Here is a 21,872-nt window from a genome sequence, read left to right as displayed (position 1 = left end):
TTCCGTCGGCCGCTTGGCTAGGAACGTATCGCCCAGAACGCGAGGTCCAAGCCGGGGAAGTCGCCGGCGATGTGCATGGCGATGCCACCCGACTGCTCGAGCTGGCGCCACAGGTCGCTGTTGCGCGTCTCGAGCTCGAAGTAGTTCGCGCCCGTGTGAAAGGGAATCTGGCGCGGCGCCACCGGCATCGGCGTCAGCGTGACGCCCGGCAGCGCGAGGTTGACGAGATCGCGTATGCGCTCGACCGGGCCGATCTTGACCTGCGTCGGAAAGCGCGCGCGCAGCGCCTCGCTCGGCATGCTCGCGTTCACCGCGAGCACGAAGGTCGCCTTGCGCTGCAGTTCCACGTCCGTCACCATCGCCACGCGCACGCCGTGCTTGCGGTCGTGCAGGTCGATGCGGATGGCCGACTGCTCGAGGACCATCGAGAGGCTGCGCCGCAAGTCGTCCATGACCGGGCGGAAGCTCATCGCGAGGTCGTCGTGGACGTAGGGGCCGAAGTGGGCCACGCGGCGCGAGTCGCGAAAGCTCGCGAGGTCGCCGGCCAGCCCCAGCGCATGCTCGAAGAAATGCTGCGGGTGCAGCACCGCGCTCTTCGCCAGGTGCGCGAAGACGGCTTCGTTGCGGTTCACGGCCTGCAGCAGCATGAAGTCGGCGATCTCGGCCACGCCGCCGGTGCCGCCCTGGGTCATGCGGCCCGCCAGCGCCTCGCCGCGCTGGCGCAGCAGGCCCAGCAGCTCGTCGAGCCAGGCGCGGATGACGGCATGGCCGGCCACGTCGAGCAGCGGCGGCAGCATCGCGCGGTCGAGCTGCACCTGGTTGTCGGCACGGCGCTCGACCACGCGGGCGACGCCGATGGTGGTCCAGGCGTCGGTGGCTTCGCCGGCGCGCATCAGGCGCGCGTGGAGCCGGCCCAGCTGCAGCATGGCGGTGCGCTCGCCGGCGGTGTTGGAGTCGGGCACTTCGGACTCGAGCACGCGGTGGCGCACCAGCTCTTCATATTCCTCGGCGTCGGCCTCGCGCGCGCCGGCACGGCGCAGCGGCAGCGCGAGCACCACGGCCTCGTCGCGCATGGAAGAAGGAATGTCGATGGGCTCGGGCAGCGGATCGACTGCCGGCATGTCGAACACCGTGCCGTCGCCGAACACGCCGACCGCCCGCACCAGCGCCAGCTTGCCCAGCGTGAGCGCGGCGGAGTCGATCTCCAGCTCGGCAAAGCCCCAGGCGTAGGGGGTGGTCGAACGCAGCAGCACATGCCGCGCATGATCGGCATGACGCTCGCTTTGCTGCAGGTGCTGAGGCTGCAACAGCATCCCCTCGCTCCAGACCACTTTTGTTCGCCAACTCATCCGCACTCCGTCAACGGCAAGGGTGCCTGAAAGAAACACGAAGTTTCCGGCGCGGGGGGCGGCGGGCAAATCCGCCTAACGGCCTAGCTAATGGCCTAGGCGTGGGGATTTGGAGCTACGGCGAAGGGACTAGGGCCATCCGCTCAGCGGGCGGCCGCGCGCAAGGTCTCGACCTGCTCCGCGTAGGTCTTCTCGATGCGCTGCAGCCGCTGTTCGCGCGCCGCCTCGTTGACCCACGAGGCCGACATGGCGCGCTGCCGGCCCAGCTGGTATTCGAGCCGCGCCTGCGGCAGCAGCGCGCTGTCGTCGGCCGCGGCATAGCCGTAGGCCGCGCGCAGGGTCTTCAGCACTTCTCGCTCGGCGTCGCCGCGCGCGCCCTTGGCCTTGCCATAGCCGGTCAGGAAGTTCTGCAGCCGCGCCTGGAACTCCGGCGGGTAGTCGCGCCGCACCACCATCGGCGCGCCGGGCGGCTGCTCCGATTGCCAGACCACCTGCAGCCGCTCGGCCTCCACCGGGAACTGCTGGCGAAAGCGCTCGAAGTCGGTGGTGTTGTTGGTGGCCACGTCGGCATCGCCGTTCGCCACGGCCAGCGCGGTGGCCTGGTGGGTGCCGACGAACTCGCTGCGAAAGCGCGTCTCCATCTCGATGTTGTGCGGCAGGAAGAGCTGGCTCTGCGGCACGATGAAGCCGGTGACCGAACGGCTGTCGCCGCGCGCGAGCCGCCATTTCTCGGGCTGTGCGAGCACGCCTTCGAGCGTGTTGAGCGGTCCGTCCTTGCGCACCAGCAGTACGGCGCGGTGCTCGGGAACGCTGGGGTGCCGCGCGATCTGCGCCACCACCTTCATGCGCCGCTGCATCACGGCGTCGAGCGCCATCTTGGCCGAGAGGAAGGCCATGTCGATCTCGTCGCGGCCGATGGCGCGGTCCAGCTCCTCGTACGTCGGCACCGAATACGCGCTCACCGGAATGCCGAGGCTGCGGCTCATGTCGGCCATGAGCGGCGTCCACAGCGCGCGCGATTCGACGGCGCCGCCCAGCGGCAGCACGCCGAAGCGGATCATCCTGACGGCCGGCGGCACGGGGGCGGCCTTGTCGGTCTTCTCGGTCGATGCGGCGGCGCCCGTGCCCTGCGCCATGGCCGCCAAGGGTCCGGCAAGCAAGGCGGCCAGAAAAGCCAGCAGCCACCATGGCGGGGCAAAAAAAACGCGCAAGGGCTTCATCACGGTGTCGTGTCCCTGAGCACGGTGACCTGGTCCGCATAGCCGCTCTCGATGCGCTGCAGGCGGGCCTGACGCGCGGCGTCGTTCACCCATTGCGCGGTCATGGCGTTCTGCCTGGCGAGCTGGTAGGCCAGCTTGGCCGCGGGCTGCAGCGAGCTGTTGTCGGCGGCCACGAAGCCGGCCAGGTCGTGCAGCGACTTGAGCACCGCGCGCTCGGCGTCGCCGCGCGGCCCCTTGGCGCGGCCGTAGCCGACCAGGAAGGCCTGCACGCGCTTGCGCAGTTCGGGCGGGTATTCGCGGCGCACCACGATCTGCGCATGCGGAATCAGCTCCGACTCCCACAGCACCTGCAGGCGCTCCGTCTCGGCCGGAAAGCGCAGCCTGAAGCGCTCGAAGTCGGCCGAGTTGTTGGTGGCCACGTCGGCCTCGCTGTTGGCCACGGCCAGTGCATTGGTCTGGTGGGTGCCCACGGTCTCGCTGCGAAAGCGCGTCTCCATCGCGATGTGGTTCGGCAGGAAGAGCTGCAGCTGCGGCACGATGAAGCCCGACACCGACTGCTTCTCGCCACGCGCCAGCCGCCAGCGCTCCGGCTGCTCCAGCATGCTCTTCAGCGAATTGAAGGGCGGCGCCTTGCGCGCCAGCAGCAGCGCCCGGTAGCCGGGCAGGCCGTCGTGGCGCACCACCTGCGCCACCACTTTCATGCGGCGCTGGGTCACGGCGTCGAGCGCCATCTTTCCCGACAGGAAGGCCATGTCGACCTCGTCGCGCTGGATGGCCTGCTCCAGCGCCTCGTACGAATTGACCGACAGCACGCTCACCGGGCGGTCGATGGCGCGGCTCAGCTCGGCCAGCAGCGGGTCCCAGTCGTTGCGCGACTCGAAGGCGCCTCCGAGCGGCAGGATGCCGAAGCGAACCGGCCCGTCCAGCGCGCCGGCCTGGGCCGAGGCCCACAGCGGCAGCCCCACGAACAATGCCAGCGCCGCCGCACGGAGGGCGCCTGGAAAATCGGCAAATCGGCGCATGGAAGCCTGCATTTGTGGGCCTGGGACAGGGGGCCGTTGCGCATCGGCGGGTCTAACATGGGCAGCGCGGACGCCATTAAATATCAAATACACGCAAGTTTCGTGATGTTTTTCCTGCCTTCCCAGTTCCGGGTTGCCCCTCTAAGCTCGGCGCCCATGCTTGCGATGCCCTCATGAACTGGAACTTCCGCGTCCTGCGCGGCCTGGCCCGCCTGACCTTCGCCCAGCAGCTGATCCTGCTGGCGCTGGTGCCGGCAACGCTGGCCACGCTCGCGGCAATCACCGTGCTGACGCGGCAGCACCTGAGCAACCTCACCGAGCTGATGCGCGCCAATGCGCAGACGGTGGCCCTGCAGGTGGCCACGGTGGCGCAGGCGCCGCTGGCGCGCATGGACCGGCGCGCGCTGGCACGCACCGCCCAGTCGGGCACCTACCAGCCCAACGTGCAGCAGGTGCAGATCTGGACGGAAGACGGCGAGATCGTGGCCAATTCCGAAACCGTCGACCGCGTCCGCGGCGACGGCCTGCAGGTGGTGGTGCCCATCGTGGGCGACGATGGCCGCCACACCGGGCAGGTGATGGTCGAGATGAGCCTGGCCGCGGTGCAGAGCGCGCGGCGCTCGGTCTGGTTCAACGTGGGGCTGGTGCTGGCGATCAGCCTGGTCGGCGTGGCCTTGGCGGGCTGGTGGGCTGCGCGCCGCATCAGCGAGCCGATCCGCGCGCTCGGCGAGGCGGTCGACCGCCTCGGCGCGGGCGAGGACGCGAGCGTGGCCGTCGAGGGCACGTCCGAGGTGCGCCACCTGCAGCAGGGCTTCAACCAGGCCGCGCGCGCGCTCGCCGAAAGCCACCGGCTGCTGCAAAGCCGCATCAACGAAGCCACGGCCGAGCTGGCGCGCAAGAACCAGCAGCTCGAAGTGGCGAGCCAGGCCAAGACCCGCCTGCTGGCCGCCGCCAGCCACGACCTGCGCCAGCCGCTGCACGCGCTCACGCTGTTTTCCGACGGCCTGGCCAACGGCGAGACCGACCCGGTGAAGCTGCAGCGCATCGGCCACATCCGCGAGTGCGTCGATTCGCTGGACCGGCTGTTCTCCGAGCTGCTGAACCTGTCGCAGCTCGACGCCGGCGTGCTGCAGCCGCAGTGGATCGACTTCCCGCTCGACCGGCTGTTCGAGGAAATCAGCCGCAACTTCCGCCCGGTGGCCGAGCAGCAGGGGCTGCGCCTGGTGGTGCGCAAGACCGACCTGTGGGTGCGCTGCGACTACGTGATGCTCTCGCGCATCCTGAACAACCTGGTGTCGAACTCGCTGCGCCACACCATCGAGGGCGGCGTGCTGGTCGGCGCGCGGCGGCGCGGCCGGGGCGTGCGCATCGACGTGATCGACACCGGCGTGGGCATCGCCACGCATCACCAGGTCCGGGTGTTCGAGGAGTTCTATCAGGTGGAGCCCACCGGCCGGCAGGCGGCGCGCGGCGCGCGCGGAATGGGGCTGGGCCTGGCCACGGTGCAGCGGCTTGCCGAACTGCTCAACACCCGCGTCGAACTGAGCTCGAAGCTGCACAAGGGCACCTGCGTGCGGGTGATGGTGCGTTCGGCGCCGCCCGCGCTGCCGGCACCGGTGGTGCCGCCCGCCGTCGCTGCCATCGAGGAGGAAGAGAGCCTGGCCAACATGCGCATCCTCGTGATCGACGACGAGCGCACCATCCTCGAAGGCCTGACGGTGGTGCTCTCCAACTGGGGCGCCGAGGTGCTGCCCGCGCAGACCCGCGCCGAGGCGCTGGCACTCGCCGACACCTGGGCGCAGCCGCCCGACATGGTGATCAGCGACCTGCTGCTGCAGGGCGGCGACAACGGGCTCGACGTGATCGGCGCGCTGGAGCGCCATCCGCGCGGCATCGGTGCCGGCACCGCGCGCCTGCTCGTTACCGGCGAGACCAAGCCCGACCGGCTGCGCGAAGTGGCGAGTGCAGGCATCGCGGTGCTCTACAAGCCGGTGTCGCCGCGCGTGCTGCGCCAGGCCATCCAAGCGCAGCGCGCGGCCGCCGCGCAAATGGTAGGTGCATAGGTAGTCCGTCGGACATAGGCCGAGCGGCTGCAATGGTGTGAGTTTCGTCACACTGCCAAGCGCCTGCCAGCGCTGACATAAGCCCTCTGCCTTATCGCGCGAAGCAGGGGCCGTCCTTACATTGGACTATCGCTCCCTAGCTGCGAAAGCAGTCCATGTTTGTTGCCGTGAAATCCTTTTTCTCGCCCTTCTCCGGAAGGTTGCGCCGCGCGGCCGGTGCCGCGCTGGCCGCGGGCTTGGCCTGGGGCGCCACCAGCAGCGCCACGGCGGCGAGCCTCACGGTGCTGATGGGCGACGACGTCGCGGCGTCTTCCGAATTCGTGCAGCGGCTGCGCGCGGACCAAGAGCCGGGCGGCAGGTTCGAGCTGGTGCGCCTCGCGCCGGGCGGCGCCGATCCGCAAGCGTCGACGGAAGCCGCGGACGCCGAGCGCGCGGCGAACTCCGGCGTGCGCACGCGCAGCCTGCGCACCGCCTCCGATGCGCCGCTCACCATGGCTGTCGGCCCCGCCGCCGCGCGCGCCGCTGTCGAGCGGCCGGGCCACGAGCCGCTGGTGCTGGCGATGCTGAGCCGGCTCGAGTACGAAACCCTGAAGGCCGCCAGCCCCGCCCTGCGGCGCGGCGATCGGCGCGTGGGCGTGCTGCTGCGCGACCCGGCCATGGCCGACCAGCTCGCGCTGATCAACGCGGTGCTGCCGCAGAAGCACCGCGTGGGCGTGGTCGCCACGCCCGAATAGGAGCCGCTGGTGCGCGAGCTGCAGCGCGCGGCACAGGGCGCGAACCCGGCCTGGGAGCTGCGCGTGGAATACGCACCCGACGCCAGGTCGCTCGCCGCCGCATTGCGCCTCGTGGTGCCGCAGAGCGACGCACTGATGGTGCTGCCCGACCTGATCGGCGACAACCAGGCGGCCACGCTCTCGGTGCTACGCGCCGGTGCGGGCGCGGGCCTGCCGGTGTTCGGCGCCAGCGAAGGGCTGGTGCGCTCGGGTGGCCTGGCCGCGGCGGTCTCGACGCCGTCGCAGCTCGCGCAGCAGGCGCGGCTGCTCGGCCAGAAGGTGGCGAGTGCGAGCGTGGGCGGCAGCAACAGCAACGTGCCGCTGGTGGAAGCGGCAACGCCCGCCACCGTGCGCGTCAACGCCACCGTGGCGCGCGGACTCGGCCTGCGACTGCCGGAGGAACGGGAACTGGCCGATCGGCTCGCGCCCCCCCGATGAGCACTGCACCGCCTTCCCACGGTCCGGTGGCACCCGGGGGGACGCCGGTGTCGTCCCCAACACCGCCGCCGCTCCAGTCTCCCCATACGCTGACCGTGCGCGGCAACCTGCAGCACGACCTGTTCCGCCTGGGCGTGGTGCCGTGCGCGGCGGTGGCGCTGGCGCTCACCGGCTGGTTCACGCACAACCGGCTGCACACCCTCGAAGATGCTTTCGATGCCGAAGGCCAGGCCGTGGCGCGGCAGGTGGCGGCCATGTCCGACCTGAGCCTCTATGCCGGCGACCTGCCGGCGCTGCAGAACGTGGCCAATGCCGCGCTGCGCGGCGGCCAGGTGACGCGCGTGGAAATCAGCAACAGCGCGGGCGTCTACGTCACGGCCGGGCCCAAGACACCGCCGCTGGCGCAGCTGCGCATGTTCACCGCGCCGGTCACGCTGCGCGAAGCCTCGCGCGCCAGCGCCTTCGCGCCTGCCGGCTCCACCGCGGCGGGCGACACGCCCATCGGCCTGGTGCAGACCTTCCGCGACACCACCGCCTATACGCGCGAGCGCAGCCGCTCGCTGTTCGCGGGCATCGGCATCGCGCTCGTCGCGCTGGTGGCGGCGTGGGCCTCGGTGCGGCACATGGCGCGCACGGTGACGCGGCCGCTGCGGCGCGTGTCGCGCACGGTCGCCGCGCTGGAGTCGGGGCATTTCGAGGCGCGCTGCGACGTGGTCGAGGACAGCACGCGCGACACGCACGAGCTCGCGGTGCTCGCGCACGACATCGATCGCCTCGCCGAGCGCCTGCAGAGCAACCGCCAGCTCAGCGAAGAACGTGTGCGCGAGGCCACCGCCGTCGCGCTGCAGCGCATGGCCGAGGCCGAGCAGGCTGCCCTTTCTCGCGCGCGCTTCCTCGCGGCCGCGAGCCACGACCTGCGCCAACCGCTGCATGCCATGGGCCTGTTCATCGACGGCCTGCTGCCCGGCGCCTCGCCCGCGCAGCGCCCGGCCGTGCTGCGGCTGCAGGAGAGCACGGAGTTCATGGGCGTGCTGCTCGACGACCTGCTCGAAATCTCGCGGCTCGATGCGCAGGTGCTGACACCGGCGATCACCAATGTGGCGCTGTCCGCGCTGTTCGACCAGCTCGATGCGCAGCACGCCGCCATCGCCGCGGAGGCGCACGTACGTCTGCGCTGGAGCGGCCGCGGCCTGGCCGTGCGCACCGATGCGGCGATGCTGCAGCGCATCGTCGGCAACCTCGTGGCCAACGCGCTGCGCCATGCGCCCGAGGGCGGCACGGTGCTGGTGGCCGCGCGGCGCGGCACGGCCGGCGTGCGCATCGAGGTACGTGACAACGGCGTGGGCATTGCGCCGATCCACCAGGGCCGCATCTTCGAGGAGTTCTACCAGGTGGCCAACACCGAGCGCGACCGGCGCCGCGGCTTCGGGCTGGGGCTGGCCATCTGCGCGCGCATCGCCGCGCTGCTGGGCACGCGCATCACCGTGCGCTCCGCGCTGCAGGCGGGCAGCACCTTCGCCTTCACGCTGCCCGCGGCACGGCTGGCCGACGTGACGCCGCCCGACGCGCCACAGCAGGCCCCCGCGCCCCTGGCCGGCCTGCGCTGCCTGGTGGTGGACGACGACCCCGCCATCCTCGACGGCAGCCGCGCGCTGCTGGTGCAATGGGGCTGCGAGGTCGAATGCGTGAACACCGGCGCCGAGGCCATCGCGCGGCTGGGCACCGGCGACATCCGTTACGACGCCGTGCTGTGCGACCTGCAGTTGGCCGGCGATGGCGACGGCGTGGACGTGATCGACGCCGCCAAGCGCCTGCAGCCCGATGCGCTCGCGGTGCTGGTGTCGGGCGCCACCGGGCCCGATGTGCTGCAGCGGCTGCGCCAGGGCGGCGTGATGCTGCTGACCAAGCCGGTCGCGCCGGCCAAGCTGCGCGCGCTGCTGACCACGCGGCGGCACGTGCACGCGAACTGACCTCCTTCAAGGAAACCTGCCGATGCTCGAACTCGCCGCACTGAAAGACATCCGCCCCTTCGTCGCGACGCCCAGCCACGCGGGCACCATGAGCAGCAACTACGTGCGCAGCCTGCTCGGCCTGGTCAATCTGGCCTGGACGCACGGATTCGCGATGCAGACGCGCTTTCTCGACGGCGACAGCCTCATCACGCGCGCACGCAACCGGCTGGTGGCCGAGTTCATGGCCGATGCGCGCTGGACGCACCTGTTCTGGATCGACGCCGACATCGGCTTCGAGCCCGAGGCGGCCCTGCGGCTGCTGCTGGCGGACCGCGACGTGGTGGCCGGCATCTATCCGCACAAGACCGACGGCTGGCCGGAGGCCGGGCTCGACGCGCCGTTGCCGGCCGGCAGCACGCGGCAGGACTTCGAGGCGCGCCATGCCCGCTTCGCCGCGAATGCCGCGGGGCCCCGGCTGGCCATCGATGCGGACGGCTTCGCCGAGATGCTCGACGCGCCCACCGGCTTCATGCTGATCGCACGCGGCGTGTTCGAGCGCATGGCCACCGCCTTTCCCCAGCTGCGCTATGCGCCCGACCGCCACGCCGACCCGGCCGACCGCGCGCGCGCCGCGTTCCACTACCGCTTTTTCGACGTGCTCGCCGAGCCCGGCAACGGCGCCTACCTGGCCGAGGACTTCGCCTTCTGCCGCCGCTGGCAGTCGATCGGCGGCAAGGTCTGGATCGATGCGCGTTCGAACCTGTCGCACCAGGGCCTTCGCACCTACACGGGCCATTTCGGGCAGGCGCTGGCGGCGCGCGGCGGTCCCGCGGCATGAACGACGAAGCACTGGCCAGGCTGCTTGCGCTCGATCGCCCCACCGAGGTGGTCGACGTCGGCGCGAACCCGATCGATGGCGAACCGCCCTACCGTGCGATGCTGGCGGCCGGCCAGTGCCGCGTGACCGGCTTCGAGCCGCAGCCCGACGCGCTGCGCGCATTGCGGCAGCAGCGGGGCACGCTGGAGCGCTACTTCCCGTGGGCCGTGGGCGACGGCCGGACGCACACGCTCCACGTGTGCGCCGCCCCCGGCATGACCAGCCTGCTCGAACCCGACCCGGCCGCGCTCACTCTGTTCGACCTGCTGCGGCCGATGGCCCAGGTGGTGGCGCGCGTTGCGTTGCAGACGCGCCGGCTCGACGACATGGAAGAAGTCGAGCACCTCGACTTCCTGAAGATCGATGCGCAGGGTAGCGAGCTGGCGGTGCTGCGCGCGGGCACGGCCAGGCTGGCGCAGGCCGTCGCGGTGCAGACCGAGGTGTCGTTCGTGCCGCTCTACCAAGGGCAGGCATCGATCGGCGACATCGACCTCGAGCTGCGCCGCCAGGGCTTCCTGCCGCATTGCCTGGCCGAGCTCAAGCACTGGCCGATGGCGCCGTGCGTGGTCAACGGCGATCCGTGCCAGCCGCTGCGCCAGCTGCTCGAAGCCGACCTGGTCTACGTGCGCGACATTACCCGGCCCGACGCCATGAGCGACGCACAGCTCAAGCAGCTGGCCATGCTGGCGCACTGGTGCTTCCGCTCCTTCGATCTGGCGCTGCGCTGCGTGCTGCTGCTGGAGCAGCGCGGCGCGCTGGCCGAAGGCACGCAGGCGCGCTACCTGCGGCTGGCCGCGCGCGCGGCCCTGCCGCCGGCGGCGGCCTGAAGAGCCGGGCAGCAAGCAGTGAGGGCTCAGGCCGTTGTCTCGGCCCGCGAGAACTGCCGGCGATACGCCGTCGGCGACACCTTGAACGCGGCGGTGAAATGCTTGCGCAACGACACCGCCGAACCAAAGCCGGCGCCGGTCGCCACGCGCTCGACCGGATGGTTCGTGGTCTCCAGCAGCCGCTGCGCCAGCGCGAGGCGCTGGTTCTGCACCCACTGGCCCACGGTCGTGCCGGTGGATTCGCGAAAGCGCCGCGTGAAATTGCGTCGGCTCATGAGCGCGCGCCGCGCGAGGTCGTCCAGTTCATGCGATGTATCGAGGTGCTTGCCCAGCCACTCCAGCAGCGGCGCCAGGCGATCGCGCTCGGCCGTGGCGGGCACGGGCTGCTCGATGTACTGCGCCTGCCCGCCCTGCCGGTGCGGCGCGACCACCATGCGCCGCGCGGCGCGGTTGGCCGTCTCGGCGCCGTAGCGCACGCGCAGCAGGTGCAGGCAGCAGTCGATGCCCGCGGCCGTGCCGGCGGAGGTGAGCACGCTGCCGTCGTCCACGTACAGCACCTCGGGCTGCAGCCGCACCTGCGGGTACTGCTTCGCGAAGGCCGGAGCCAGCTTCCAGTGCGTGGTGGCGGGCCGGCCGTCGAGCAAGCCCGCCTCGGCCAGCACGAAGGCGCCCAGGCACAGGCCGACCACGGTGGCGCCGCGCCGGTGCGCGGCCTGCAGCGCGCGGATCAACGCGGGCGGCGCCGCGCTGCCGTCGTCGCGCCATGAAGGCACCACCACGATCTGCGCGCGGCGGATGGCCTCCAGCCCGTGCTGCACCACGAGCGTGAAGCCCGCATTGGTCTGCAGCGGGCCGGGCTCCGGCGCGCACACCCGCAGGCGGAAACGCGGCGCGCCGGCTTCCGTGCGGTCTTCGCCGAAGACCATGCACGGCACGGACAGGTGAAAGGGGCTGATGCCGTCGAAGGCGACGACAGCGATGGTTTCGGTGGCTGGCGCTGGCATGGCCCGATCTTATCGATGAATGGCTTTCGGGCCACTTTCTCGAGACAGCGCAACCGCGAAGAATCAGGCCATCCGAACCACACAAGAGAAGGAGCCTTTCATGAGCAGCAACACCGCCCCGCGCCGCGCCCTCGTCGTGATCGACGTGCAGAACGAATACTTCGAAGGCGGCGGCCTCCCGATCGAGTACCCGCCCATCGAAGACACGCTGCCGAACGTGACGAAGGCCATGGACGCCGCACGCGCCGCCGGCACACCCGTCGTCGTGGTGCGCCACCATGCACCCAAGGGCGCGCCGGTGTTCCAGGCCGACACCCACAACGGCCAGCTGCACCCCGAGATCGCGAAGCGGCCGCGCGACCACCTCGTGACCAAGAGCTTCCCGAGCGTGTTCACCGGCACCGACTTCGCCGACTGGCTCGCGCGCCACGAGATCGACACGCTGAGCGTGGCCGGCTACATGACGCAGAACTGCGACGCATCCACCGTGTACGAGGCCATGCACCGCGGCCTGAGCGTGGAATTCCTGTCCGACGCCAGCGGCGCGCTGCCGTACGAGAACGCCGCGGGCAAGGTCACGGCCGAGGAAATCCATCGCGTCTTCAGCGTGGTGTTCCACAGCAACTTCGCGGCCGTGACCACGACCGCGGCATGGATCGCCGCGATGCAGGAAGGCCAGGCGATCCCGAAGGACAACGTCGTGATGTCCAACCGCCGCGCACGCGGCGTCTGAGCGGCTTCGTTCAGAAGTCCGCGCAGCCGTTGCGCTTCTCGGTGTCCACGCAGTTCAGCAGGTTGGGCCGAGAGCGCACGCGCGACCATTCGCGCGCCAGCACATCCGCGCCCTGCTGCGCGCGGTCGCCGTCGAGCGGCCCGGTCGCCAGGCAGATCGGCGCCTGCCCGATGTTGCGGTCGTACAGCCAGGTGGTGGGCTGGTCGCGCACCACGTCCACGCTGGGCAGCGACACGAAGCCGCTGACCTGCAGCTGCCCAGGCACCACGCGCACCGCGTAGCCCTCGGCCGAGGTGAAGCTGCCGTCGATGGGATAGAAGCCCGGCGGGCTGGAGCGCGTGGCCGGCGAACCCGGCACGCCGAAGATGCCCGCGCCGGTGTCGCCCAGGATCAGCCCGGAGATGCTGTAGACGAACGGCGGGTTGGGCAGGCCGCCGGCGCGCTGCGCATTGCCGATGGTCACGGTGGCCAGCGGCTGCTGCGCGTAGATGAAGTGGTTGCCCGTGGCCGGCACGGTCACGGTGCACAGGCCCAGGTAGGCGCAGTGATAGAAGTTCGGCAGCGGTGCCGAGCCCGCCAGGCCGCCGCGGGTTTCGCCCACCCAGGTGTCGGCCCACACGCGCCAGCTGGCGCCGCCGATGCCGTTGCCGCCCGGGTTCTGGAAGCGCGCGGCCGCCACGAGGTCGGTGCCGCTGGCGCTGGTCACGGACGCGCCGAGCGTGAGGTCGCCCGCCAGCGTGCGCACGAACACGGTGTCGGCCGCCATCGAGGTCGCCGACAGTGTCTGCGGCAGGTTGCCCGCCGCATCGAAGCCGGTGACCGACACCGCGCCGAGCGTGAGCGCATCGGCATCGACGTAGGCGAAGCGCCCCGCCGCGCCGCCGCCGACCGTGCCCACGTGGTTGCCCGGGTCGTCGAGCACCACGCTGCCGCCGCTGGAACGCGCGAGCAGCGTGCCCGCGGTGATGGCCGCGCCCGCCGCCTGCCGGATGTCGCCCGCGCTCGCCAGGCCGAGCTGCGGCGTGCTCACCGCGCCATTGAGCTGGATGTTGCCGCCACCGCCGTTCTGCAGGGTCAGCGGGGCCGACACGGTCAGCGGCGCCACCACGGTGATGTCCGCCGCGTGCGCGTTGCTGCCCGCCACGATGGTGCCCGCGCTCAGGCGCGTGAACTCGTCGGCCGACACCGCGAAGCCGGTGGCCGCGGTGCCGCCCAGCGTGATCGGGTTGCCCGTGCGGTCGCTCGCGTTGCCCGCCGTGTCCACACCACCCGGGCGCAGGTTCAGCACGTTGGCCGCGCGCACCGTGCCGCCGATCACCAGCGCGTCGGTCGAGCCGTCGTTGGCGGCGCGCAGCACCACGTTGTTGTTGCCGTCGATGCGCCCTCCGGGCTGTGCGAAGGTGCTCAGCGGCGGTATGGGTGAAATGGTGACGCCGGCACCGTCGGCCTGCGATTCGCCCGTCACCGTAATGTTGCCGTTGCCCAGCGAGGTCACGAGGCTGCCGGCACCGATGCGCACGCCGCTGCCCAGCGCGGTGTTGCCGCCGGTGCGCACCAGCCCGTCGACCTGGATGTCGCCGTCCACGCTGCGCACCGTGGCTCCGTTGATGAGCACGCCGTAGCCCGCCAGCGGCGTGAAGCTGGAGAAGCCCGCGCTGCCCACGCCCACGATGCCGATGCGCCCGCCGGTGGTGAACACGCCATGGGTCGCCGTCGTCCCGCTGATCGCCACGCCGGTGTCGACCAGCCCGCGCCCCGCGATCGACACGTTGCCCGTGGCCGTATTGATGCTGGAATTGCTGATGCTCACCACCGGCCCGGAGAAGGAGGATCCGGTCGCGGTCGAGCGCCCGTCGATGGACACCGCGCCCCCGGTGCCCGCGTCGAGCAGCGCGGTGCGCGTGTCGATGGTCGCGTTGTTCAGCGAGATGACGGAGCCGCTGTTCAGGCCGTTGGCGGTCATCGAGACGTTGCCGCCGTTGGTGTTGATGGCGCCGGTGAAGAAGATGCTGCCGCCGTTGACGCCCAGCCCCGCGTTGAACTCCACGTCGAGCGCGCCCACGCCGGCCACCGAGCGGTCGGACCGGATCACCGTCGCCGCATCGAAGCTGTTGATGTTCGCGGCCGCGTCGAGCCGGAAGGTGACGGGCGTGGCGCCGGTGTTGCGGTCGATCAGCACGCCGGTGCCCAGCGTGATGGTGCCGGCGCCGGGCGGGCCGCCCGTGCCGGTGGTGATGATCACGCTGGTGTTGCCGTTCAGCACATTGTTGATATCGCCGTCCAGCACCACCGACGTGGCCAGCGGGTCGAAGGGGTTGGTGGGCAGCGTGCCCGCGGCCGCGCCGTGGTTGATGGTGACGTCGAACGGGTCGATCAGCCACGTGCCCGCCGCGCCGCCCGTCGTCGAGGCATCCACCTGCACACCCGACAGGTCGAAGTGCGGCGCGGAGGTTTCCACCTGGCCGCCGTTGCCCGTGCCCGCACCGCCGCGCGCCGACAGGCTGCCGTGCGCACGCAGCGTGTCGCCCGCCACCACCTTCACGCTGCCGCCGTTGCCCGATGCCGAGGTGCCGCTGGCGTCCAGGGCGGTGTTCGTGCCGAGCGCGACGACGTTGGTGGCCGCGATGTCGATGCTGCCGCCGCCCGTGGCGCCGCTGGCGTCCAGGCGCGCGACCAGCGGCGTGCCGTCGAAGTTCTGCGAGCCATCGACGAGCACGTTGCGCCCGCTGATCGAGATGCTGCCGCCCCGGCCGCTGCTGCTGGCCACGGACAGCAGCGCGCCCAGGGGCGCGCTCCGGCCCGAGCGTATGGTGTTCATGCGCAGGGCAACGTCGGTGCCCTGCCCGTCGATGGCGATGGTGCCGCCCGCCGTGCGCAGCGGGTTGGGTTGCGACGCGTCGGCGCTCACCGCCACACCGTAGATCGACTCGCCGGTGGGCGTGGTGACGATGCCGCCGCCGCCGTCCAGCGCGGCGGTGAAGCCCGCGCTGCCTGCCTTGCCCACCACGTCGATGCGGCGGCCGTCGCCCGCCGTCACGCCGCCCGACAGCGCCACGCCGTTGCCGCCGCCCGCCGTGCGGCCATTGGCCGCAAAGCCGAGGTACTTGGTCAGCGCCTCGAGGTTCGCGCCCGTGCCTTCGATGCGCACGTCGCCGCCGGCGTCGATGAACGAGCTGTCGATGCCGACGGCCGTGGTGGTGCCGATTGAGCCGGCCGGCAGCGTGTTGTCGGTCCAGGTCGCGCCGCGGCCCGTGACCGACACGTTGCCCGGTGTCTCCAGACTGGAACCATTGCCGATCCGCACGCCGCCGCCGCCCAGCGCGGCCAGTCCGTCGATGGTGACGCCGCCGCTGCCGGCCTGCACCGCGCTGCCCTGCAGCGCGACGCCGTCGGTGGCCCGGTAGACGAAGTCGGTGTCGCTGTCCTGCGTGTCGACCCGGGTACGGCCCTGGCCGCGCAGCGAAACCTGCCCGCTGCCGGCGGTGGTCAGCGTGCTGCCGTTCAGCGCGATGCCGTCGCGCCAGGTGTCCTCGCTGTTCGAAACCGAGCCGCCGATGGCGCGCCCGTTTACGGCATCGCCCTGGCCGAAGAAGCGGATGTTGCCGCCGTTGGCGTTGATGGTGGCGTCGGTCAGGCCGATCGAGGCGCCGTAGTCGACTTCGTAGCTCGGGCTGCCGCCGCCGGCGTTCACCTGCGTGGCGTTCTTGGCCACCACGCCGCTGGCGTCGGCGTTGAAGTCGACGTTGAGCGCGCCGATGCGCGCGTCGATGGCCGAGCCGCTGGCCATGGCGATACCGCCGCCCGAGTCGACCCGCAGCGTGGCGGTGCCGCCTTCGTTCTTCACGACCTGGGCGCCGTTGCCGAAGGTCACGCCCGCGTTGTCGCCGGTGTGTGTGCTGGCCAGCGTGACGTCGGTTCCCCGGCCCAGCGCGACGCCCACGGCGCCGGCGCTCACGCTGCTGGAAGACAGCTGCGGGTAGCCGCCGTCGTAGGCCGGCAGGGTCTGGTCCACGCCCAGGTCGGCGCTGGTCGACACCGTCCAGCGGCCGTTGGCACCGCCCTGTGCGCCGCCGCCGGCATCCACGCGCGCGGGGTCGATGCGCACGAAATCGCCCGAGGTCGCGATGTTGCCGCCCGCGCCGCTGCCGGCGCCGCGTGCCGTGAGTTCACCGAAGGCCTGCAGGTGCGATTCGCGCGACGGCAGGGCGTTTTCCGCATCGCCCGGAAAGGCCGTGCCGCTGGCCGTGCCCACGCTGACCGTGCCGCCCGCGCCCGCGCTCCTGGCATCGGCGCTCAGCACCGAGCCGGCCGACAGCGCCACGTCGTAGCCCTGCACCGTGACCGAGCCACCGCCGGCCTGGCCGCTGGCATCGGCCACCGTCTTGATGCCGTCACCCGTCCCTTGCAGGGTGACCTTTCCGGCGGTGATGCGGATGTCGCCACCGCGCTCGCCGGCCGCGGCGCCCGTGGCGTCGAGCGTGCCGCCGGTCACCTGGACCTCGTTGTCCTGGCCGCCGCCCAGGAAGATCTCGCCGTTGCGCGTGCCCACCGTGCGCGCACGCACCGTGCCGCGCTGGTTGACGACCAGTTCGCCCACGGTGGCCGACCGCCCCATGAGCGCCACGCGGCCGCCGTCGGCCTGCAGCGTGCCGGTGTTGCCGACGCTCGCATGGGTGGCCATGGTGTCCGTCGAAATGACGATGTTGGTCAGCCCATCGCCCGCGAGGTCGAGCGTGACCTTGCGGCCCGACGCCAGCGCAACGGTGCCGCCGTCGGCGGTGATGCGGCCGCTGTTGGCGTCGTCGCCCACGCGGGTGTTGGCCACCGTCGCGCCCATCAGCACCACGGGGCCGCCGCCGGTCGCGGTGATGCGCCCGGCATTGATCACCGTCGCGACGTTGTCGTCGGCGCGCTCGAACGTGAACCGCTTGGTGTTTTCGTTGAGGAAGTCGGCGTCGCTGGTCGTCATGGCCAGCGTGGAAGCGATGAGGCCGCCCACGTTCACCGTCGCACCCTGGCTGAACAGCACGCCGTTGGGGTTGACCAGCACGATGCGCCCGTTGGCGTTGAGCTGGCCCGCGATGGTGGAAAGCTCGTTGCCCGTCACGCGGTTGAGCAGCACGCTCGACGCACCCGGCTGGGTGATGTTCACCACGCCGCCCGCGCCGATGGAGAAGCCGGTCCAGTTGACGATGCCGCGCGCAAGGCCCTGGTTGATGGTCATCACGTTCGCAAGCTGCGACATCGTGACGTTGCCGGCAATGGGCTGGAAGCCGGTGGGCAGCGTCTGGGCAATGGCGGGGAGCGCGCCTGCGCAGATCAGCGAGAGCGCCAGCGGCCGCAGCGGCAGCCGGAACGAGGGGGTGTGCGGTGCGTCATGGTCAGAACGCCTTTTGAAGCTGGACGTACAGCCGCGGATTGCGCCCGCCGCCGTCGGTCTGCGCCGGTGCCGTGCCATCGCGCCAGGCCAGCGTCGCGTTGATCGAGAAGTTGCCGGGCCGCGACCAGCTCACGCCGACGCCGTAGCCGCGCAGGCTGCGGCCGTTGCTGCCGTCGAAGGGCGTGGGGCTGCGCGAGAGCTTGCCGTGCGCGGCGTCGTAGAACAGGAAGGGCGTGAGTTCTTCGTTGAAGGACCAGCGCCACTCCACAGTGCCGATCACGCCCTGGTCGACCAGCACCTCGCCCGACGGATAGGCCCGCACGGCGCGTGCGCCGCCGAGCGCGAGCTTCTCCGACGGATCGAGGTTCCTGCTGGCCCACTGGCCGCCGATGGACAGGTACAGCGAATGCCTGGGAACGATGGCCTGCAGGCGGGACAGCTGGAAGCTCAGCTTGGAGAAGCCGCCTTCGGTGTGCCGTCCACCCAGGGCCTGGTCGGCCTCCCGCGTCGCCGGGTCGTCGATGGACAGCCGGCCGTGGTACAGCGTGCCCGAGCTGGCCCAGTAGCCGCCGCCCAGCACCTCGTCGCGCCGCTCCCAGGTCCAGCCGAGGCCCAGGCCGCGCACGCGCTTCTTCACGCGCACGTCGGCCACGCCGATCTCGTCGGTCAGGTCCTTGATGTCGGCGCCCAGGCGCAGGAACAAGTTCTGCTGGCGCTGGCGGATGAGCGGGTAGCTGAGCGAAAGGTCGAACACGTCGGCACGGCCCTGCGCGCCGAGCTCGGAGAACTCGCCGCCCAGCTCGTAGTTGACGCGCGACAGCCCGACGCCCGCGCGCAGCCCGCTGGTGCCAATGGGCGCCTCGTAGGCGATACGGCCGAACTGCAGCGCGTTGCTGTCGGACACCATCAGGCGCATGTCGAGGTTGTCGCCGATGCCGAAGGGACTGAGCCAGCGCGCCGTGCCGCCGATGCGGTAGCGGCCCGACTCCTTCGTGCCGTGGTTGTCGGCTTCGGCCGAGAAGGCCCAGCGCGGCGCGGCCGCCACTTCGACCGAAAGATCGGTGGTGCCGGGCTGCGTGCCTTCCTGCAGGCCCGAGGACACCTTGACGCCGGGCTGGTCGGACAGCAGCAGCATGGCGCGCTCATAGGCCGGCGCGCTCACGGCCTCGCCGGGCTGCAGCGGCGCGAGGAAGCCGCGCACGCGCGATTCGGAAATCGGCGCATCGGGCGCGACCACCACGTCGACCTTGCCGAGGCGGCCTTCGATCACGCTGATCTCGACGATGCCGTCGCGCACGGTCTGCACGGGCACCACGGCCTGCGCGAGGAAGTAGCCGCGCTCCTTGTAGCGCGCGGTGATCGCCTTCGCGAGTTCTTCGAGATCGCCGAGCGTGACGTCGCGGCCGATGTAGGGGGCGGTGATGGATTGCAGTTCTTCGTTGCTCAGCGCTTTCACGCCGTTGAGCCGCAGGTCGTTGAGCCTGAACGTCGAGCCGGCGGGGCGCGGCGGCGCGGGCAGGCTCTGCGGCGCAACGGCACCGGTGGGGGCTTGCGCGAGCGGGCGGTCGCAGGTGCCGCAGGGGTCCTGGGTCGGCAGCAAAGTGTTGGTATCGGCCGCGTGCGTACGCTGGGCTGCGACCAGCAAGGTTGCACTGACCATGGCTGTGACTGCGAAGGCAATCGGGGTGGGGCGTCGACTGGCGCGCATATGTCAGTGCTCCGTTGCGCGTTGCGTTGCTGGCTGTTCTGGGTGCGCGCTTTCGGGGTGCGCGCACAGGCCACCGGGTACTCCCCTCCGCGAATGTCCCCCGCCTTCGGCTCCTCCTTTATTTCGCTGCGGGGAGCACCCGATGCCCTGTGCACGTGGGCACGCTGCTGGTGTCCCGCTGATCAACAAGTGCTCTGAACGATCACGCCGATGCGGGGGCCTTTTTCGCGAAATAAAGGAGGAGCCCGAAGGGCGGGGGACATTCGCGAAAAAGGTCACCGCGTCGGCGTGAGCGCGCCCCGAACAGCGCTCTCCAAAAACAAGGCAAGTCATCTCATCCCCCCACCGTAAGACGCCAGTTGCCGATCAGGTTGAACGGCGCCCAGAAGAAGGGATGGGACATCTTGGGGTCCTTCAATACGGCGAGTTGTCCGGCCTGCATGGCTCTCTGGATGTCGCGCCCCTTGGCCAGCTCGCCGTAGAGCGTGCTCATGAGCACCGCGGTTGCGTCGTCCGACACCGGCCACAGCGAGGCGATCAGGCTGGAGCTGCCGGCCGAGAGAAACGAGCGCGTGAAGCCCAGCACCTCGTCGCCCTGCGCGATGCGCCCGAGGCCCGACTCGCAGGCCGACAGCGTCACCAGCGCGGTGCCGTCCATCGGCAGCCCGAGGATCTCGTGCGCTTCCAGAAAATTCTGCTTGCCGCCTTCGTTGGCCAACAGGATGCGCGAGTACAGCGGATCGACCGCATCGGCCTCGGCATGCGCCGCCACATGCATCAGCGGCGAGCGCGCGGCCACGTCGCGGAACTGCGTCTTGGTGGCGGCCGCGCCCATGTACACGGTGTTGCGCGGGAACAGCTGTGCGAGCTGCTTCACCTCGGTCTCGGCGCCGGGCAGGTCGTACTTGTCCTCGATGCGTGGATTGCCGAAGGCGGTGAGCGACGCGTTCACGCGCGGCGTGCGCTGCGCGAGCTGCACCGCGATGCTGATCGACGGCGCCACGGCCACCGGATGCGTCTCGATGACGTAGCGGCCGTCGAGGCGCAGCGCCTGGAACGGCAGGTAGTGCAGCGGCCCGTGCGGCACGATGACGAGCCGCTGCCCCGGCGCGAGGCCGAGCGGCCCGAGCAGCGCGGCGCCCAGCTTGTCGGCGTTGGTGATGGCGGCGCGACGGCCGCGCACGATGGAATTGCGGAAGGTCTCGACCAGTTCGTTGAGGTCGTCGCGCTTCACGGCCACCGTCTTCTCGGTGATGTTGCCGGAACTCACGACCCACACCACGAGGCGGTCGGGCAGCGAGTGGAACTGCACCACGCGCTCGTCGGGTGCCAGCGTACGCTGCAGCGCGGCGAGATCGACGGTGTTGGCGGCCTGCTCGTTGATCTTGGCTCGGCCGCGCACCGCGTCGAGCAATGCGCGCGAGCGGCTGTGCTCGCTCACCTCGAAGGCCTGGCGTGCATCGCCCGCGTCGCTGTAGATGGCCACGCCGCGCTCGAACACCGTCTGCAGGTCCGAGAACAGGCCCATCTTGAATTCCTCGCTGCGGAATTTGGCGCGCACCTTGTCGACGTCGCCGAGCGCGCGGCCCACGGCTTCGGCCGCGGCCTGCTTCTGGCCCAGCGCGAGTTCGCTGCGCGCCACGCCATCCCAGGCCCAGAGGCGGTAGTACTCGGTGTCGGCGCCGACCTGCCGCGCGGTGAGCGCGCGGTACATGTCGCGCGCCTCGGCGGGCTTGTTCTCGGCCAGCAGCAGGCGCGCGCGGGTGCGGTCGAGCTGCGCGGTGAGCGGTGCGTCCTTCGGCGGCGCCATGGTGCCGAGCACTTCGCGTGCCCGCGCCGGATCGCCCGACTCGATCAGCGCATTGACCAGCGAGGCCTGCACCAGCGGCACATAGCGCGGCGAGCTGTTGGCCAATGCCTCGTCGTAGCTGAGCACCGCGCCGGAAAAATCGCCGCGGCGCGTGCGCACGTCGCCGATCACCTTCTGCACCGGGCCGACCACCAGCTTGGGGTCGCGCGCCGGGTGCTTGAGCGCTTCGCGTGCGAACTCCTCGGCCTTCTCGAGCTGGCCCGAGTAGCTGTAGACGATGGCCAGGTCGCGGTTGGCCATGGCCATCAGGTTCGGGTCGTTGGTGGCGTTGGCCAGGTGCAGCGCCTTGCTCGCGGCGCGCACGCTCTGGCGGAACTCGCCGGCCTCGGCCAGTGCGACGGCCTGGCTGCAGTATTGGTAACCCGAGAGCTTGACCGCGTCCTGCCCGTAGAGCACTGCGCCCTCGCTGGTCAATGCCAGCAAGGTGTCGGTGTCGTCCAGGCGGGCCTGCTCCATCTTGCTGGCTGCGGCTTCGGCATTCGACGACACCGCCGGTGGTGCTGGCCGTTGTTGCTGCTGTGCCGATGCCGAAGGGCCGAAGCCCAGGAAAAGAATGCCTGCAAGACCGAGAGCACTCGCGACAGCTGCACGACAACGTGCCGGGCGCTGCCATTCCCAACTCGAAAACCAAGCCATTGGACCCCCGTGCGCAGCCC

14 protein-coding genes are annotated in these 21,872 nt (G+C 71.0%); 7 read left to right on the top strand and 7 right to left on the bottom strand.

All coding sequences use genetic code 11. The annotated features are described in order from the left end of the window. Positions 1-17 precede the first annotated feature (17 nt). The 3 genes from tssK to phnD (ACEOAB_RS01985) form a co-directional block, all read right to left on the bottom strand. On the bottom strand, positions 18-1,349 hold the full coding sequence (tssK, locus tag ACEOAB_RS01995) for a type VI secretion system baseplate subunit TssK (RefSeq protein ID WP_413750199.1): 1,332 nt from the start codon (positions 1,347-1,349) through the stop codon (positions 18-20). A gap of 143 nt (positions 1,350-1,492) precedes the next feature. Then, positions 1,493-2,569, bottom strand: a complete 1,077-nt coding sequence (phnD, locus tag ACEOAB_RS01990) for a phosphate/phosphite/phosphonate ABC transporter substrate-binding protein (RefSeq protein ID WP_413750200.1) — start codon at positions 2,567-2,569, stop codon at positions 1,493-1,495. Next, positions 2,569-3,603 carry a phosphate/phosphite/phosphonate ABC transporter substrate-binding protein gene (gene phnD / locus ACEOAB_RS01985; RefSeq protein ID WP_056588794.1) on the bottom strand — a complete coding sequence of 345 codons (1,035 nt, stop codon included), beginning with the start codon at positions 3,601-3,603 and terminating at the stop codon, positions 2,569-2,571. The genes phnD (ACEOAB_RS01990) and phnD (ACEOAB_RS01985) overlap by 1 nt, the downstream gene beginning before the upstream one ends. 161 nt (positions 3,604-3,764) lie before the next feature. Here phnD (ACEOAB_RS01985) and ACEOAB_RS01980 point away from each other — a divergent pair, with 161 nt between their 5' ends. From ACEOAB_RS01980 to ACEOAB_RS01955, 6 genes are all read left to right on the top strand, one after another. Further along, positions 3,765-5,654 carry an ATP-binding response regulator gene (locus ACEOAB_RS01980; protein ID WP_495653422.1) on the top strand — a complete coding sequence of 630 codons (1,890 nt, stop codon included), beginning with the start codon at positions 3,765-3,767 and terminating at the stop codon, positions 5,652-5,654. Positions 5,655-5,821: 167 nt separating this feature from the next. Further along, a complete protein-coding gene (locus tag ACEOAB_RS01975; RefSeq protein ID WP_495653421.1) occupies positions 5,822-6,388 on the top strand; it encodes a hypothetical protein in 567 nt (188 codons plus the stop codon). A gap of 9 nt (positions 6,389-6,397) precedes the next feature. After that, positions 6,398-6,865 (top strand): hypothetical protein, encoded by a 468-nt coding sequence (locus ACEOAB_RS01970; protein WP_495653420.1) that lies wholly within the window; start codon positions 6,398-6,400, stop codon positions 6,863-6,865. Beyond that, positions 6,862-8,835: a hybrid sensor histidine kinase/response regulator gene (locus ACEOAB_RS01965; RefSeq protein ID WP_056588788.1), complete on the top strand. Its 1,974-nt coding sequence runs from the start codon at positions 6,862-6,864 to the stop codon at positions 8,833-8,835. Before ACEOAB_RS01970 ends, ACEOAB_RS01965 begins: the two co-directional genes overlap by 4 nt. Before the next feature lie 22 nt (positions 8,836-8,857). Next, entirely contained in the window at positions 8,858-9,655 is a 798-nt protein-coding gene (locus tag ACEOAB_RS01960) for a hypothetical protein (protein WP_495653419.1), read from the top strand. Next, positions 9,652-10,521 carry an FkbM family methyltransferase gene (locus ACEOAB_RS01955; RefSeq protein WP_495653418.1) on the top strand — a complete coding sequence of 290 codons (870 nt, stop codon included), beginning with the start codon at positions 9,652-9,654 and terminating at the stop codon, positions 10,519-10,521. The genes ACEOAB_RS01960 and ACEOAB_RS01955 overlap by 4 nt, the downstream gene beginning before the upstream one ends. Before the next feature lie 26 nt (positions 10,522-10,547). On the opposite strand, the gene ACEOAB_RS01950 is transcribed toward ACEOAB_RS01955, so the two are convergent. Then, positions 10,548-11,525, bottom strand: a complete 978-nt coding sequence (locus tag ACEOAB_RS01950; protein WP_495653417.1) for a GlxA family transcriptional regulator — start codon at positions 11,523-11,525, stop codon at positions 10,548-10,550. A 100-nt stretch (positions 11,526-11,625) separates the two neighbouring features. Here ACEOAB_RS01950 and ACEOAB_RS01945 point away from each other — a divergent pair, with 100 nt between their 5' ends. Beyond that, positions 11,626-12,258, top strand: coding sequence for a cysteine hydrolase family protein (locus tag ACEOAB_RS01945; RefSeq protein WP_413751406.1), 633 nt, complete (start codon positions 11,626-11,628; stop codon positions 12,256-12,258). Positions 12,259-12,268: 10 nt separating this feature from the next. Here ACEOAB_RS01945 and ACEOAB_RS01940 read toward each other — a convergent pair whose 3' ends face one another. The 3 genes from ACEOAB_RS01940 to ACEOAB_RS01930 form a co-directional block, all read right to left on the bottom strand. After that, positions 12,269-17,716, bottom strand: coding sequence for a two-partner secretion domain-containing protein (locus ACEOAB_RS01940; RefSeq protein ID WP_495653416.1), 5,448 nt, complete (start codon positions 17,714-17,716; stop codon positions 12,269-12,271). Then, positions 17,640-19,298 (bottom strand): ShlB/FhaC/HecB family hemolysin secretion/activation protein, encoded by a 1,659-nt coding sequence (locus tag ACEOAB_RS01935; RefSeq protein WP_495653415.1) that lies wholly within the window; start codon positions 19,296-19,298, stop codon positions 17,640-17,642. Before ACEOAB_RS01935 ends, ACEOAB_RS01940 begins: the two co-directional genes overlap by 77 nt. 382 nt (positions 19,299-19,680) lie before the next feature. Continuing rightward, entirely contained in the window at positions 19,681-21,705 is a 2,025-nt protein-coding gene (locus ACEOAB_RS01930; protein WP_413750789.1) for a CHAT domain-containing protein, read from the bottom strand. Positions 21,706-21,872 lie beyond the last annotated feature (167 nt).

The organism is Variovorax sp. Varisp53 (genome assembly GCF_059491555.1).
The sequence above is the reverse complement of the archived record's forward strand: the minus strand, read 5'-3'. Positions and strand labels throughout refer to the sequence as shown.